The sequence below is a fragment of the Mesorhizobium sp. L48C026A00 genome, from assembly GCF_000502375.1.
GTDB lineage: Bacteria > Pseudomonadota > Alphaproteobacteria > Rhizobiales > Rhizobiaceae > Mesorhizobium > Mesorhizobium muleiense.
The window spans coordinates 502,120-515,855 of the sequence record NZ_AYWU01000002.1; the positions used below are offsets into that span (position 1 = coordinate 502,120).

At 63.7% G+C, this 13,736-nt stretch carries 15 protein-coding genes; 11 read left to right on the forward strand and 4 right to left on the reverse strand.

The window, feature by feature from the left end; translation table 11 throughout:
- Nucleotides 1-140: 140 nt before the first annotated feature.
- Nucleotides 141-1,130, forward strand: a complete 990-nt coding sequence (locus tag X738_RS49475) for a BMP family lipoprotein (RefSeq protein ID WP_023797496.1) — start codon at nucleotides 141-143, stop codon at nucleotides 1,128-1,130.
- A 226-nt stretch (nucleotides 1,131-1,356) separates the two neighbouring features.
- A complete protein-coding gene (locus X738_RS80705; protein WP_245277592.1) occupies nucleotides 1,357-1,692 on the forward strand; it encodes a GNAT family N-acetyltransferase in 336 nt (111 codons plus the stop codon).
- Between the two features lie 21 nt (nucleotides 1,693-1,713).
- Here X738_RS80705 and X738_RS49480 read toward each other — a convergent pair whose 3' ends face one another.
- Nucleotides 1,714-1,923: a SlyX family protein gene (locus X738_RS49480; protein ID WP_031254215.1), complete on the reverse strand. Its 210-nt coding sequence runs from the start codon at nucleotides 1,921-1,923 to the stop codon at nucleotides 1,714-1,716.
- Between the two features lie 163 nt (nucleotides 1,924-2,086).
- On the opposite strand from X738_RS49480, the gene X738_RS49485 reads away from it, so the two are divergent.
- The 6 genes from X738_RS49485 (at nucleotide 2,087) to deoA (ending at nucleotide 8,377) form a co-directional block, all read left to right on the forward strand.
- Nucleotides 2,087-3,619, forward strand: coding sequence for an ABC transporter ATP-binding protein (locus X738_RS49485; RefSeq protein WP_023797498.1), 1,533 nt, complete (start codon nucleotides 2,087-2,089; stop codon nucleotides 3,617-3,619).
- Complete coding sequence (locus tag X738_RS49490; protein WP_023797499.1) at nucleotides 3,616-4,755, forward strand: ABC transporter permease; 1,140 nt, start codon at nucleotides 3,616-3,618, stop codon at nucleotides 4,753-4,755. The genes X738_RS49485 and X738_RS49490 overlap by 4 nt, the downstream gene beginning before the upstream one ends.
- A 1-nt stretch (nucleotide 4,756) precedes the next feature.
- Nucleotides 4,757-5,728: an ABC transporter permease gene (locus X738_RS49495; protein WP_023797500.1), complete on the forward strand. Its 972-nt coding sequence runs from the start codon at nucleotides 4,757-4,759 to the stop codon at nucleotides 5,726-5,728.
- 78 nt (nucleotides 5,729-5,806) lie between these two features.
- Complete coding sequence (gene cdd / locus X738_RS49500; protein WP_023797501.1) at nucleotides 5,807-6,199, forward strand: cytidine deaminase; 393 nt, start codon at nucleotides 5,807-5,809, stop codon at nucleotides 6,197-6,199.
- A 31-nt stretch (nucleotides 6,200-6,230) separates the two neighbouring features.
- The gene (locus X738_RS49505; protein ID WP_023797502.1) at nucleotides 6,231-7,049 is read left to right on the forward strand and encodes a purine-nucleoside phosphorylase; all 819 of its coding nucleotides are present in this window, start codon (nucleotides 6,231-6,233) and stop codon (nucleotides 7,047-7,049) included.
- Nucleotides 7,049-8,377: a thymidine phosphorylase gene (deoA, locus tag X738_RS49510; RefSeq protein ID WP_023797503.1), complete on the forward strand. Its 1,329-nt coding sequence runs from the start codon at nucleotides 7,049-7,051 to the stop codon at nucleotides 8,375-8,377. Before X738_RS49505 ends, deoA begins: the two co-directional genes overlap by 1 nt.
- Nucleotides 8,378-8,436: 59 nt before the next feature.
- Here the strand turns inward: deoA and X738_RS49515 are convergent, their stop codons facing one another.
- The 3 genes from X738_RS49515 to X738_RS49525 all read right to left on the reverse strand — a co-directional run bounded on the left by X738_RS49515 (nucleotide 8,437) and on the right by X738_RS49525 (nucleotide 10,880).
- A complete protein-coding gene (locus X738_RS49515) occupies nucleotides 8,437-8,988 on the reverse strand; it encodes a TIGR02281 family clan AA aspartic protease (RefSeq protein WP_023797504.1) in 552 nt (183 codons plus the stop codon).
- A gap of 110 nt (nucleotides 8,989-9,098) precedes the next feature.
- Nucleotides 9,099-9,728, reverse strand: coding sequence for a uracil phosphoribosyltransferase (gene upp / locus X738_RS49520; protein WP_023797505.1), 630 nt, complete (start codon nucleotides 9,726-9,728; stop codon nucleotides 9,099-9,101).
- Nucleotides 9,729-9,905: 177 nt separating this feature from the next.
- Nucleotides 9,906-10,880 (reverse strand): adenosine deaminase, encoded by a 975-nt coding sequence (locus X738_RS49525; protein ID WP_023797506.1) that lies wholly within the window; start codon nucleotides 10,878-10,880, stop codon nucleotides 9,906-9,908.
- 148 nt (nucleotides 10,881-11,028) lie between these two features.
- Between X738_RS49525 and ubiE the strand changes: the two genes are divergently transcribed.
- The 3 genes from ubiE (at nucleotide 11,029) to X738_RS49540 (ending at nucleotide 13,736) form a co-directional block, all read left to right on the forward strand.
- A complete protein-coding gene (gene ubiE, locus X738_RS49530; protein ID WP_023797507.1) occupies nucleotides 11,029-11,805 on the forward strand; it encodes a bifunctional demethylmenaquinone methyltransferase/2-methoxy-6-polyprenyl-1,4-benzoquinol methylase UbiE in 777 nt (258 codons plus the stop codon).
- A 70-nt stretch (nucleotides 11,806-11,875) separates the two neighbouring features.
- On the forward strand, nucleotides 11,876-13,450 hold the full coding sequence (gene ubiB, locus X738_RS49535) for a 2-polyprenylphenol 6-hydroxylase (RefSeq protein ID WP_023797508.1): 1,575 nt from the start codon (nucleotides 11,876-11,878) through the stop codon (nucleotides 13,448-13,450).
- Nucleotides 13,451-13,526: 76 nt separating this feature from the next.
- Nucleotides 13,527-13,736 (forward strand): FitA-like ribbon-helix-helix domain-containing protein, encoded by a 210-nt coding sequence (locus tag X738_RS49540; RefSeq protein WP_023797509.1) that lies wholly within the window; start codon nucleotides 13,527-13,529, stop codon nucleotides 13,734-13,736.

Below are 13,736 nucleotides of genomic sequence, written 5' to 3' on the forward strand. Positions count from 1 at the left end.
CCGCGTGAATTTTGCTTCGGGCCGTGCCAGATTGGCCCGAAGCGGGAGGAAGACACTCCTGTCTGATGTCGCCTGCCTGCCGGAGAACCGGGCAGGCAGGCGGTGCATAACGGAAAAATAACCGACAGGGTGTGGATCACATGAAACGTATCGTTCTCGGCCTCCTGGCCGCAACTGCGATGGTTCTTCCGGCCTTCGCCGCGGACATCCAGCCAGCACTTCTCTACGATCTCGGCGGCAAGTTCGACAAGTCATTCAACGAAGCATCCTACAACGGCGCCGAAAAGTTCAAGGCCGAAACCGGCATCGCCTATGTGGAATTCGAGGTCTCAAACGCCACCCAGCGCGAGCAGGCGCTGCGCCGTTTCGCCGAGGATGGCCGCAATCCAATCGCCATGGCGGGCTTCTCCTGGGCAGATGCGCTGGAGAAGATCGCCGTCGAGTTTCCCGAGACCAAATTCGCCATCATCGACATGGTCGTCGACAAGCCCAACGTCCGCTCCGTCGTCTACAAGGAGCAGGAAGGCTCCTATCTCGTCGGCGTGATGGCGGCGATGGCCTCGAAGACCAAAAAGGTCGGCTTCATCGGCGGCATGGACATTCCGCTGATCCGCCGATTCGGCTGCGGTTATGTCGGTGGCGCTAAGGCGGCCGGCGCGACCGATGTCATCCAGAACATGACCGGCGACACGCCGGCAGCCTGGAACGATCCGGCCAAGGGCGGCGAGATCGCCAAGACGCAGATCGACCAGGGCGCCGACGTGATCTACGCAGCGGCAGGCGGAACCGGTGTTGGCGTGCTGCAGGCAGCGGCCGACGGCGGCAAGCTCGGCATCGGCGTCGATTCCAACCAGAATGGACTGCAGCCCGGCAAGGTGCTGACCTCGATGGTCAAGCGCGTCGATGTCGCCGTCTACAACACCTTCATGGACGCCAAGAACGACAAGTTCACCGGCGGCATCAACGATCTCGGCCTCAAGGAAGGCGGTGTCGACTACGCCATGGACGACAACAACAAGGCGCTTGTCGACGACGCGATGAAGGCGGCGGTTGAAAAGGCCAAGGCCGACATCATCGCCGGTACCATCAAGGTGCATGATTACATGTCGGACAATTCCTGCCCTTATTGATCGACCCGACACTGATTGCGAACCGCCGGGGCATGGTCCCGGCGGTTTTGTTTGGGGCAGCAGTTTTTCCTCCAAACAATATCAGCCATTCAGGACACCGATGCAGCAGACAATCGAACCAATGCACGAGGGCGACGTCGAGATGGTTGCGCGACTGCGGCTCGCTGTATTTTTTGAGGGCACCGGATGAACGCTGACGGAGGACACGGCGGGGCTGCGAAAGTTGTTGGCTGGCGACGGCTTCGAGGCTTCGCTGGTTGCCCGGATCGGTGGTGTCCCGGTCGGGACTTGCTTGCTGGTCCGCCATGAACTCGAGCCGGCGCATGATCTGACGCCATGGCTTGCCGGGCTGGCTGTCGTTCCCGAGCATCAGCGGTGCGGGATCGGCCGGGCTCTGGTCAGGGCGATCGAAGCGCATGCCGCTTCGGCCGGCGTCAGCAAACTTTATCTCTATACCTGGGAAGCTCGCGATTTCTACGCTACGCTCGGCTGGCATGCGGTCGAAACATTCGAGCAGGATGGCCGGACAATGCTGCTGATGACGCGCAGGCTCGGCCGTTAGCCTTTGCTCATCCTCGGTCGCTCACCAATGCGGCGGCTTGGTCACCGGCACGTCGGACGCACTCTGTTCCTCCAGCGCCAGGAAGCGGTCGGCCAGCGCATCGAGCTTGCGCTGCATGCGCTCGATCACCTTCCACTGCTCGGCGATCTGGCCGGACAGTTCCTCGATGGTCTTCTCCTGCTCGGCGGCGCGGATTTCCAGCGTCGTCAGCCGGTCGTCGGGCATGGTCATTTGAAATCCTCGATCCAAGCGATTGTGCAGGCTGCGGCCACGTTCGAAATTGACAAGCGCGCGGGGATTTGTCGAGAGTGAACGCTGCTCCGGCAATTGGCACAGGCGGGGCGTCATGCTAGGCGTTTTGACCAAGCGATAAAAATACGATGGGAAAGGCCGCATGGCGCAAGCCGCAATCGAGCTGGTCGGCATCAACAAGAGTTTTGGCGCCGTCCGCGCCAATCGCGACATCAATCTGGAGATCGCGCGCGGTACCATCCACGGCATTGTCGGCGAGAACGGCGCTGGCAAGTCGACGCTGATGTCGATCCTTTATGGTTTCTATCAGGCCGACAGCGGCGAGATCCGCGTCGGCGGCCAGCCGGCGTCGATCAAATCGCCCAACGACGCCATCGCGCTCGGCATCGGCATGGTACATCAGCATTTCATGCTGGTCGACAATTTCACGGTGCTGGAAAACGTCATTCTCGGCGCTGAAAGCGATGCGCTGCTGAAGAAGAGCATCGCCAAGGCGCGGTCCGAGCTGGAACGGCTCGAGCGCGAATATGGGCTGGAGGTCGATCCCGATGCGATCATCGAGGAGTTGCCGGTCGGACTGCAGCAGCGTGTCGAAATCCTCAAGGCGCTGTATCGCGGCGCCGAGATCCTGATTCTCGACGAGCCGACGGGCGTGCTGACGCCCGCAGAAGCCGACCATCTGTTCCGCATCCTCAGGCAGTTGAAGGAGCAGGGTAAAACGATCGTGCTGATCACCCATAAGCTGCGCGAGATCATGGCGATCACCGACACGGTCTCGGTCATGCGCCAGGGCACGATGGTGGCGACACGGGAAACCACGAAGACCACGGTCGGGGAACTGGCCGAGCTGATGGTCGGGCGCCGCGTGCTGCTCAGGGTCGAGAAGGGCGAGGCTGAAGCCGGCGGGGTCAAGCTCGCGGTGAGGAACCTGACGGTGAAGGATTCGCGTGGCGTCACCATGGTGGACAACGTCTCCTTCGATGTGCGCGCCGGCGAGATCGTTGGCATCGCCGGCGTCGCCGGCAACGGGCAATCCGAAATGCTCGAGGCGATTTCCGGCATCAGGCGCGCCGTCTCGGGCTCCGTCATGCTCGACGGCAAGCCGATCGATCTGACCGGGGCCGCCGATCCCGGCGAACTGCGCGACCGCGGCCTCGCCCATGTCCCGGAAGACCGTCATCATGTCGGGCTGGTGCTGGCCTTCGAGGAGAACGAGAATTCGATACTCGGCTATCACGACGATCCGCGATACCTGAAGGGACCGTTCCTCGACATCGACGCGATCCGCGACGACGCGAGGGACAAGATCGCCAAATACGACATCCGCCCGGCGGACTGCCGTCTCAAGACCGCGAATTTCTCCGGCGGCAACCAGCAGAAGATTGTGCTGGCGCGGGAAATGGAACAGGACCCGGGCGTGCTGATCGTCGGCCAGCCGACGCGCGGCGTCGATGTCGGCGCCATCGAATTCATCCACAAGCGGCTCATCGCCATGCGCGATCAGGGCAAGGCGGTGCTGGTGGTGTCGGTCGAGCTCGACGAGATCCGTTCGCTCTCCGACCGCATCCTGGTGATGTTTGCCGGCCGCATCGTCGGCGAGCGCGGCCCCGAGGCGAGCGAAGGCGAGCTTGGACTGCTGATGGCCGGCGTCGAGCACCGGGAGGCGGCGGAATGAGCACGCCTTACGCCAAGCTGCCGGCCTGGGCGGATTACGGGCTGATCCCGGTGATCAATCTCGCCGTTGCCTTCATCGTCGCCGGCCTCGTCATGCTTCTGGTGGGCGAAAATCCGTTCCGCGCTGCCGCCGTCCTGGTCGAGGGCGCCTTCGGCCGTGGGCAAGGCATTGCGTTCACGCTGTTCTACGCCACCACCTTCATCTTCAGCGGGCTGTCGGTGGCGGTTGCCGCGCATTGCGGCCTGTTCAACATCGGTGGCGAGGGCCAGGGCTATATCGCCGGTCTCGGCATCGGCATCGTCTGCCTGGCCTTCGACAGCGTGCTGCCATGGTGGCTCACCTTTCCGCTGGCGATCATTGCCGCTGCGGCGATGGGGGCGCTGTGGGCGCTGATCCCGGCCTATCTGCAGGCCAGGCGCGGCTCGCACATCGTCATCACCACCATCATGTTCAATTTCATCGCCGCCAGCGTCATGGTCTACGCGCTGGTCGGATTCCTGAAGCCGGCCAATTCGATGGCGCCGCAGACACGCACCTTCCTCGACGGCGCGCAACTGCCAAAGCTCAACTGGGTCATCGAATTGTTCGGCGCCAAGATCCGCTCGGCGCCGTTCAACATCAGCTTCCTGCTGGCGCTGGCCATGGCGTTTCTGGTCTGGGTGCTGATCTGGCGCACCAGGCTCGGTTACGAGATGCGCACCTACGGCCACAGCGCGAAAGCGGCGCGCTATGCCGGCATTTCGGAAACCCGCATCATCATCGTCGCCATGATGATTTCGGGCGCGCTGGCCGGCATGATGGCGCTCAACCCAACGATGGGCGACCAGCACAATGTCGCGCTCGAATTCGTTTCGGGCGCCGGTTTCGTCGGCATCGCAGTAGCGCTGATGGGGCGCCTGCACCCGGTCGGCATCGTGCTCGCCGCAATATTGTTCGGCATGCTGTACCAGGGCGGCGCCGAGCTCGCCTTCGAAATGCCGGCGATCAGCCGCGACATGATCGTCATCATCCAGGGCCTGGTCATCCTGTTCGCCGGCGCGCTCGAGCATATGTTCCGGCCCTATGTCCAGGCGCTGTTCGCCTCGCTCAGCCCGAGATCTGTTGGCATCGAAGCGATCAAGAGGAAGGGTGCCTGAGATGGATCTGTTCAACGCCATCATCCAGGTTCTGGACTCGACCATCCGCCTGTCGGTGCCGTTGCTGCTCGCCTGCCTCGCCGGTCTCTATTCGGAGCGGGCCGGCATTTTCGACATCGGGCTCGAGGGCAAGATGCTGGTCGGCGCCTTCGCCGGTGCTGCCTCCGCCTCCGTCTTCCATTCCGCCTATATCGGCCTCGGCATGGCCATCCTCATCTCGGTCGCTTTTGCGCTGGTCCACGGCTTTGCCTCGATCACCCATCGCGGCAACCAGATCGTCTCCGGCGTGGCGATCAATTTCATCGCCGCCGGATCGACGATCATGCTCGGCCAGGCCTGGTTCCAGCAAGGTGGACGTACGCCGGCTCTGGCATCGGATGAGCGGTTCGGGGCGATCGTCTGGCCCGGCGCGGACGCGCTCAGGGGCGTGCCGATCCTCGGACCGATATATTCGGAACTGATCTCCGGCCATTCCGTGCTGGTCTATGTCGCGTTCCTCGCCGTGCCGTTCACCTGGTGGGTGCTGTTCCGCACCCGTTTCGGCTTGCGCATGCGCGCGGTCGGCGAGAACCCGGCCGCGGTCGACACCGCCGGCATCTCGGTCGCCTGGCTGCGCTACCGGGCGTTGATCTGCACCGGCGTGCTCACCGGTATTGCCGGCGCCTATCTGTCGATGGTGCAGAATGGCGGCTTCGTCAAGGACATGACTGCCGGCAAGGGCTACATCGCCCTGGCCGCGCTGATCTTCGCCAAGTGGAAGCCGGTCAACGCCATGTTCGCCTGCCTGTTGTTCGGCTTCCTCGACGCGCTGTCGATCCGCCTGCAGGGCACGCCGCTGCCGCTGATCGGCAAGGTGCCGGTGCAGCTCATGCAGGCGCTGCCTTATATCCTCACCGTCATCCTGCTCGCCGGCTTCATCGGCAAGGCAATTCCGCCGCGCGCCGGCGGCGTGCCCTATGTCAAGGAACGCTAAGCGTGATTTCGAACCGCAGGTCAGCGTCAGCGAAATGTAGAAGCCGGTTTTCGGACAAGATCATGCAATGGAAAAACAATGTCGCATGATCTGTTCGAAGAGGCCAAGGCCGCCATGGCCAAGGCCTATGCGCCCTATTCGAAATTCCCGGTCGGGGCGGCACTGCGCACCGAGGACGGCCGCGTCTTTACCGGCGCCAACGTCGAGGTCGCGTCCTATCCGGAAGGTTGGTGCGCCGAAACCACCGCGCTCGGCCACTTCATCATGGCCGGCGGCGGCAGGATAACGGAGATCGCTGTCATCGCAGAGCGCATGGCTAAATGCTCGCCCTGCGGCGGCTGCCGGCAGCGGCTGGCCGAATTCTGCCGGCCGGAAACCAAACTCTATCTTTGCGACAATGCCGGCGTGGTCGAAACCGTGACCATGGGCGAGATGCTGCCCTACGGCTTTCAGGGCGAAATGTTGAAATGAGGAGCTTGGTTGAAATGAAGAGCTGGTTGACATGAAGGAAGCGCTGGATCGTCTGGTCGAAAGGCTGGACGGGCTGGCGCCCGCCACCGCGCTGGTGCTGGGTTCGGGCCTTGGCGGGCTTGTCGACCAGGTCGAGGATCCTGTCCGCATTTCCTATGGCGAATTGCCGGGCTTTCCCAGAAGCGGCGTCACCGGCCATGACGGCGAGGTGGTGGCGGGACATTTTGCCGGCACGCCTGTGCTGATGCTGTCCGGCCGCGCTCACTACTACGAACACGGCAACGCGGCGGCGATGCGGCCGGCGCTTGAAGTGCTTGCCGGCCTCGGCATCTCGCAACTGATCCTCACCAATGCCGCCGGCTCGGTCGATCCGGGCATGGGGCCGGGCTCGGTGATGCTGATCACCGACCACATAAATTTCTCGGGTTCCAATCCGCTGATCGGCGAGCCGAGCGACCGCCGCTTCGTCGGCCTGACCGAAGCCTATGATGCCGGCCTTCGCTCAGCGATCGAGACGGCGGCGAAGGCGACGGACACCGCGCTGCACAAGGGCGTCTATATGTGGTTTTCGGGGCCGTGCTTCGAGACGCCCGCCGAGATCCGCATGGCGCGCGTCATGGGCGCCAATGCCGTCGGCATGTCGACGGTGCCGGAGGTCATTCTCGCCCGTTTTCTCGGCCTGCGCGTCGCCGCCTGCTCGGTCATCACCAATCTCGCCGCAGGGTTGACAGGGGCGGAGCTTTCGCACCAGGAGACCAAGGACATGGCGCCGATTGGCGGCGCGCGGCTGGCGACGATCCTCCAGCGTGTGTTCCAGGATGGGTTGCCGGAGCGTAAGGTCCCGGCCTGATGCTTCCCCAGGAAATCATCCGCAGCAAGCGCGACGGCCACAAGCTGTCGACGCAGGAGATCGCCAGCTTCATCGAAGGCCTCACCGCCGGCACCGTCTCGGACGGGCAGGTCGGGGCCTTCGCCATGGCGGTGTTCTTCAACGGCATGAGCCGCGACGAGGCGGTGGCGCTGACCCTGGCGATGCGCGATTCCGGCGACGTGCTCGATTGGTCGGACCTGCCGGGCCCGGTCACCGACAAGCATTCGACAGGCGGCGTCGGCGACAATGTCTCGCTATTGGTGGCGCCGATCGTCGCTGCCTGCGGCGCTTATGTGCCGATGATTTCCGGCCGCGGCCTCGGCCATACCGGCGGCACTCTGGACAAGATGGACGCCATCCCGGGCTATACCAGCCAGCCGGATGTCGCGGGATTCCGCAAGGCAGTGCTCGAAGCCGGCTGCGCCATCATCGGCCAGACCGCCGATCTCGCGCCCGCCGACCGCCGGCTCTATGCGATCCGCGACGTGACGGGAACCGTCGAATCGGTGCCGCTGATCACCGCCTCGATCCTCTCGAAGAAGCTGGCCGCCGGCCTGCAGTCGCTGGTGCTCGACGTAAAGGTCGGCAACGGCGCCTTCATGGAAAAGTCGCGCGACGCAACGACACTGGCGAACAGCCTGGTCGAAGTCGCCACTGGCGCCGGCCTGAAGACCTCGGCGCTGGTCACCGGCATGAACGAGCCGCTGGCCTCGGCAGCCGGCAACGCGGTCGAGGTACGCAATGCCGTCGATTTCCTCACCGGCCGCTTCCGCGACCGGCGCCTGGAGGATGTGACGGTGGCATTGGCCGCAGACATGCTGCAGTCGGCCGGGCTGGTCTCGTCCAACCAGGACGGCATGCGGCGCGCCGCCGAGACGCTTGCCGGCGGCGGTGCCGCCGCCGTCTTCGCGCGCATGGTGGCGGCGCTCGGCGGTCCGGCCGACTTCGTCGAGAACCCGGAAAAACACCTGCCGAGGGCGGCGATGGAGTTTGCGGTCAAGGCGACCGAAAACGGCTTCGTCACNTTCGTCACCGGTATCTCCACCCGCGACATCGGGCTTGCCGTCGTCGGGCTTGGCGGCGGGCGCATCCGGCCGGACGACAGGATCGACCATGCGGTCGGCATCACCCGGCTGCTGCCTGTCGGCGCGGAGGTGCGGGCCGGCGAGGCGCTGGCGCTGGTCCACGCCCGCAATGCCGGGGATGCCGAGGCGGCCGCCGCCGCCGTGCTTTCGGCCTATTCGATCGGCGCTTCGAAGCCGCCCGCGGAAAAAACCGTCATCCGGCGCATCCTGCCGCGCGGATGAAGTTTTTTTATTGGACCATGATCTTCCGAAAACCGGTTTCCACTTTTCGGGATCATGGTTCACTGGACGAGCAGCAGCGCGCCGTTCTCGACCTGGTATTTTTCCAACCTCTGGAGAAAGCTCAGGCCGATCAAATTGGTGCGCAGCGCCTTGTCGTCGAGCACGACCGCCTGGACGCCGTCGAGCGTGATCTTGCCGATCTGCAGCCGATCGACGGTCACCAGCGCAGCCTTGATCGCGCCGTTGGCGGTGTTGACCTGGTGCTTGAAATCCGACGCGTTCAGCGAAACGCCGATCCTGCGCGCCGTCGAACTGTTGATGGCGACCAGCGTTGCGCCGGTGTCGATCATGCCGTCGACCGTTCGACCGTTGAGCTTGAACGCCGACGTGAAATGCCCGCGCGCGTCAGCCGGGATCACGACCTTGCGGCCGAGCGGCTGCGCCGGCCTGTCGGGAACCGTGGCCAGGTTCAGGTCCGTTTCGACCGCCGGGCTGGCCCCGACCGCCGATTTCAGCAGGCCTTCGAACATCTGCGGATTCGACTGGTAGAGCATCGGGAACGACGCCGATGCTACGGCGAGCACGCCAAGGATGAGAAGATTGCGCAGCATGGACCGGCCTTCGTGAAGACCCATGCTTATCGCGGCATGGTGTTTGCCGCTTTAACAGATGCAGAAAGCGGTCGTTTGCGTAAACGATCGGTAAACGAGCGGCGCCACGGTCATTTGGTCCCGTACATGCGGTCGCCAGCATCGCCGAGGCCTGGCATGATGTAGCCCTTCTCGTTGAGCTGGCGGTCGATGGAAGCGGTGAAGACCGGGACATCGGGATGCGCCTTGATGAAGCGATCGAGGCCTTCTGGCGCCGCCAGCAGGCAGAGGAAGCGGATGTTGGTGGCGCCGCGCCCCTTCAACTTGTCGATCGCCGCGATCGCCGAATTGGCGGTCGCCAGCATCGGATCGACGACGATCACCAGCCGGTCGGCGAGATCGCTCGGCGCCTTGAAGAAATATTCGACCGCTTCCAGCGTTTCGTGGTCGCGGTAGAGACCGATATGGGCGACGCGCGCCGCCGGCACCAGGTCGAGCAAACCCTCGAGCAGGCCGTTGCCGGCGCGCAGTACTGAGGCGAAGACCAGCTTCTTGCCCTCCAGCGTCGGCGCTTCCATCGTCTCGATCGGCGTTTCGATCGTCGTCGTCGTCAATTCGAGGTTGCGGGTGACCTCGTAGCCGAGCAGCAGCGAGATCTCGCGCAGCAGCCGCCGGAAGCCGGCCGTCGAAGTTTCCTTCTTGCGCATGATGGTCAGCTTGTGCTGGACAAGCGGGTGGTCGACGACGGTGACGCCCTGCATGGTGGTCTCCTAGCTGCGCAGGTGAAAAGTGAGTAGTGAATGGTGAATAGTGAATAGTGAACAGGTTTGCGAGTCCTTGGTTCAGCGGAGAACTCGCGGTTGACGGACCGAAGCGCCGGGTGGACCATTCACCATTCACCATTCACCATTCACCATTCACCATTCACCATTCACCATTCACCTGCCCTTGACGTCGAGCCGGCCTAGCAGCATTGCCTTGGTCTTCCTGTCGACGAAGGCGGCGTCGATGGCGGTTCTGGTGACGGAGGCGAGCGCCTTGTCGTTCATCGAAAAATGCTCGGCGGCAATGTCGTATTCGCGCTTCAGCGACGTCCGGAAATAGGGCGGATCGTCGGAGTTAAGCGTCACCTTGCAGCCTGCCGCCAACAGGGCCGGAAAGGGGTGATCGGCGAAACTGTCGAACACCCTTAGCGCGATGTTAGAGCTCGGACAGCATTCGAGCACGACGCCTTCATCGGCGATGCGACGGACAAGGTCGGGGTTTTCGATGGCGCGCACGCCATGGCCGATGCGAGCGGGGCGGATGTGATCGAGCGCGGCCTTGACGCTCTCCCAGCCCATCAGTTCGCCGGCATGGACGGTGATGCCAAGGCCGGCCTCGCGGGCGATTTCGAAGGCCCTGACATAGTCCTCCAGATCGCCCATCCGCTCGTCGCCGGCGACGCCGAAGCCGGTGACCAGCGGATGCCCGCAGCGGGCGGCGAAGCGCGCCGCCTGCTCGATCGATTCGACGCCGGCATTGCGCACGCCGGTGACGATCATGCGGCCCTCGATGCCGGTCTTGGCCTTTGCGCGCGCCATGCCTTCGCCGAGCGCGTCCGTATAGGCCCTGGGCGACAGCCCGGCCTTCCCGGCGTGGTCCGGCGAGGTGAAGATCTCGGAATAGATGGCGCCGTCGCGGGCGAGGCTGGTCAGATAATGATCGGCCAGCCGCGCATAGTCCTCTTCGGTGCGGAACAGGTCGGAGGAGAAGTCATAGGCGGCGAGGAAGGAGCTGAAATCGTGCCAGACGAAAGAGCCGTCCTGAATGTAGGGCGAGGTGTCCTTGCCGTATTTCTGCGCCTGGCGGATGACGAGTTCGGGCGCCGCTGCCCCTTCGATATGGCAGTGCAGTTCCGCTTTCAAAGGCATGCAATCATCCCGTCAGGTCAGTCCAGGACATGGAGCCATAAGCATGATTCCACGACCGGGAAGCGCGGCCGAACACCGCGCCTTAAACAATAGCGTCGGCACCATCGATCGGCTATGGTCCCGCCGGTTTTATGGCGGATCAAAAATAATGTCGGTTGAGAGAACCACGGCCGTTGGCGGTATGGAAACCTCCTATGGTTTCAAGCGCGTAGGGGCAGGCGAGAAGCAGTCCCTGGTCAACGACGTTTTCCACAAGGTGGCGAACCGCTACGATCTGATGAACGACCTGATGTCGGGCGGCCTGCATCGGCTGTGGAAGGACGCCATGGTCACATGGCTCAATCCACCGAAAGGACCGGGCTGGAGCGTTCTCGACGTTGCCGGCGGCACCGGCGACATCGCCTTCCGCATCGTCGAGGCGAGCGGCAGGAACGCCCATGCCACGGTTCTCGACATCAACGGCTCGATGCTCGCCGTCGGCCGCGACCGGGCCGAGAAAAAGGGCCTGACGGATAATACCGATTTCGTCGAGGCCAATGCCGAGGAGCTGCCTTTCGCTGAGGCCAGTTTCGACGCCTACACGATTGCTTTCGGCATTCGCAACGTGCCGCGCATCGATGTGGCGCTTGCCGAAGCCTTTCGCGTGCTGAAGCCTGGCGGGCGCTTTCTCTGCCTCGAATTTTCCGAGGTCGACATGCCGCTGCTCGACAGGGTCTACGAGGCGTGGTCGTTCAACGCCATCCCCAGGATCGGCAAGGCGGTGACCGGCGAAAACGAACCCTATTCCTATCTGGTCGAATCGATCCGCAAATTTCCCAATCAGCAGAATTTTGCCGCGATGATTTCCCGCGCCGGTTTTGAGCGCGTGTCTTTTCGCAATTATGCCGGCGGCATAGCTGCGCTTCATTCGGGTTGGAAGCTTTGAGGCTGGCCCGTATTTTTTATACGCGACCTGCCCTTCGCCGGTCTAGAAAACCGGCAGGACAAGCGCAGTCATGAGCAATGTCGGCGCTGGTTTCAGGCTCGTACGGGCCGGCTGGGTGCTGGTCCGCGAAGGCGTCGTCGCGGCGTTGCCGGGCGATGAGCTGTTCGGCCTGCCGAAATTCGGCTGGCGGGTGGCACGGCTGTTCACCCGCCGCCGCGCGCTTGCCTACGAGCGTGGCGATCGGCTGGCCAAGGCCGTCGTCCGGCTCGGCCCATCCTATGTCAAGCTCGGCCAGTTCCTGGCGACACGGCCCGATGTCGTCGGCAACGACATAGCGCTCGATCTCGCCATGCTGCAGGACAAGATGCAGACATTTCCGCAGACCGAGGCCATTGCGGCGATAGAGGCCTCGCTCGGGCGCAAGGTCGGCGAGCTCTACGCCAGTTTCGGCGAGGCGGTCGCCGCGGCCTCGATCGCTCAGGTCCATACCGCCGAAACCTTGCAGAACGGCGTCGGTTCGCGGGTGGCGGTGAAGGTGATCCGGCCGGGCGTGCGGCGCCGTTTCTTCCGCGATCTCGAAAGCTATTTCCTCGCCGCCCGTCTCCAGGAAAAATACATCCCGTCGTCGCGCCGGCTGCGGCCGGTCGAGGTGACCCAGACGCTGGCGCAGACCACCAAGATCGAGATGGATCTGAGGCTTGAGGCGGCAGCGCTTTCGGAGCTCGGCGAAAACACCAGGGACGATCCCGGCTTTCGCGTGCCGACGGTCGATTGGGAACGCACCGGCCGCGACGTGCTGACCATGGAATGGGTCGACGGCATCAAGATGAACGACATTGCCGGCCTGACTGCCGCCGGCCACGATCTGAAGGCGATCGCCGCCAATCTGGTCCAGTCGTTCCTGCGCCATACGCTGCGCGACGGTTTCTTCCACGCCGACATGCATCCGGGAAACCTGTTCGTCGAGCCCGATGGCACCATCGTCGCTGTCGATCTCGGCATTGCCGGCCGGCTCGGCAAGAAGGAGCGCCGGTTCCTCGCCGAAATTCTCTACGGCTTCATCACCCGTGACTATCTGCGCGTCGCCGAAGTGCATTTCGAGGCCGGCTACGTGCCGCGCCTGCATAACGTCGCGGCATTCGCCCAAGCGATCCGCGCCATCGGCGAGCCGATCCACGGCCAGCCGGCCGAAACCATCTCGATGGCCAAGCTCTTGGCGCTTCTGTTCGAGGTCACCGACCTCTTCGACATGGCGACACGGTCCGAACTGGTGCTGCTGCAAAAGACCATGGTGGTCGTCGAGGGCGTTGCCCGCACGCTCGACCCGGCATTCAACATGTGGAAGACGTCAGAACCGGTGGTCGGAGGCTGGATATCAGGCAATCTCGGCCCGCGTGCCCTGCTGGCCGACGCACGCGACGGCGCCAACGCGTTGCTGGCGCTGGCCCGCCAGGCGCCGGACCTCGCCGCCCGCACCGAGCGGCTGTCGCGCGAGATCGATCTGATGGCCGAACACGGGCTGCGTTTCGATGAAAGGACGGCGCACGCCATCGGCAAGGCCGAGGCGCGCCACACCCGCTCAGGCAGGCTGGCGCTGTGGGTGATCGCGCTGACGCTGGTCTTTATCGCCTCGAAGCTGCTCTGACTGCAAGCAATGACAGCACTGCTGTCATTGCAGTCATGCTCCGGTGTCGCTATATTAGGTTCGCGGGAGCGCGATCATGGCCCGGATTACTGTTCGCAATGTGGATGAGAGTGTCATGCGGCGACTGCGGGAGCGTGGCGCCGCGCGTGGCGTTTCCATGGAGCAGGAGGCGCGGGACGTGCTCGCCGCATCCGTAGGGCTTCCGACCACCAAAGGTTTCGACTCGTCGGGCATTGCAGCCGAGGACGAAGCCAAGTTCAGACCGACCACACGGGGGCAAGGGTAG

Bases quoted from the DNA above. Each gene is read 5' to 3' on its own strand.
- X738_RS49475 (WP_023797496.1), top strand. From the start codon at position 141: ATGAAACGTATCGTTCTCGGCCTCCTGGCCGCAACTGCGATGGTTCTT.
- X738_RS49480 (WP_031254215.1), bottom strand. From the start codon at position 1,923: ATGACCATGCCCGACGACCGGCTGACGACGCTGGAAATCCGCGCCGCC.
- X738_RS49485 (WP_023797498.1), top strand. From the start codon at position 2,087: ATGGCGCAAGCCGCAATCGAGCTGGTCGGCATCAACAAGAGTTTTGGC.
- X738_RS49490 (WP_023797499.1), top strand. From the start codon at position 3,616: ATGAGCACGCCTTACGCCAAGCTGCCGGCCTGGGCGGATTACGGGCTG.
- X738_RS49495 (WP_023797500.1), top strand. From the start codon at position 4,757: ATGGATCTGTTCAACGCCATCATCCAGGTTCTGGACTCGACCATCCGC.
- cdd (WP_023797501.1), top strand. From the start codon at position 5,807: ATGTCGCATGATCTGTTCGAAGAGGCCAAGGCCGCCATGGCCAAGGCC.
- X738_RS49505 (WP_023797502.1), top strand. From the start codon at position 6,231: ATGAAGGAAGCGCTGGATCGTCTGGTCGAAAGGCTGGACGGGCTGGCG.
- X738_RS49515 (WP_023797504.1), bottom strand. From the start codon at position 8,988: ATGCTGCGCAATCTTCTCATCCTTGGCGTGCTCGCCGTAGCATCGGCG.
- upp (WP_023797505.1), bottom strand. From the start codon at position 9,728: ATGCAGGGCGTCACCGTCGTCGACCACCCGCTTGTCCAGCACAAGCTG.
- X738_RS49525 (WP_023797506.1), bottom strand. From the start codon at position 10,880: ATGCCTTTGAAAGCGGAACTGCACTGCCATATCGAAGGGGCAGCGGCG.
- ubiE (WP_023797507.1), top strand. From the start codon at position 11,029: ATGTCGGTTGAGAGAACCACGGCCGTTGGCGGTATGGAAACCTCCTAT.
- ubiB (WP_023797508.1), top strand. From the start codon at position 11,876: ATGAGCAATGTCGGCGCTGGTTTCAGGCTCGTACGGGCCGGCTGGGTG.
- X738_RS49540 (WP_023797509.1), top strand. From the start codon at position 13,527: ATGGCCCGGATTACTGTTCGCAATGTGGATGAGAGTGTCATGCGGCGA.